Source organism: Xanthomonas albilineans (genome assembly GCF_002939705.1).
Classification (GTDB): domain Bacteria; phylum Pseudomonadota; class Gammaproteobacteria; order Xanthomonadales; family Xanthomonadaceae; genus Xanthomonas_A; species Xanthomonas_A albilineans.
The window spans coordinates 1-517 of the sequence record NZ_MDCB01000096.1 but is presented as its reverse complement, the minus strand read 5'-3'; the positions used below and the strand labels follow the sequence as shown (position 1 = coordinate 517).

The 517-nt window shown below is 65.4% G+C and carries 1 protein-coding gene; it reads left to right on the top strand.

Annotated elements, in window-relative coordinates:
* On the top strand, positions 1-477 hold a 477-nt coding region (locus XalbCFBP2523_RS16700), incomplete at its 5' end, for an XVIPCD domain-containing protein (protein ID WP_343251081.1).
* Positions 478-517 lie beyond the last annotated feature (40 nt).

Sequence of the window (517 nt, the reverse complement as noted above, 5' to 3'; positions counted from 1 at the left end):
CGGGCACGGGAAGCGACCCATGCACCTGCGCCGCCAAGCCGCGCCATCGCCCCCGTGGCGATCACCGCCGAGGACATGCGCCATCCGGCGCATCCGCGTCATGCGCTGTTCGAGCAGGCGCGCGATGCCATCGCCGATGCGCATGAACGCTGGGGTCGTCCCGTGCCGGATGCGGAGCAGTTGGACCGCCATGCGGCACAAATCGTCGTGGAGACGCGCAAGTTTGGCCATACCGAAGTTGACAAGATCTACCTGGGCCTGCCGCAAGGCCATACGACTCAGACGCCGAATTACGCGGCGAAATCCCACGGACAGATATGGGCGAGAGTCGATGCGCTGCAACTGACACAAGCGCCTGACGTGGCCCAGGCCAGCCAGCAATTGCAGACGGTGGAGCAGCAGAGGCTCGCCGAGCAGGCGATGCAGGCCCAGCGCGCGGCGCAGATGCAAGGGCAGGGGCTGGTCATGAAGCTGTAGGCGGTAATCGAAGGTCATCCAGGTATGCCGCATGGACAGC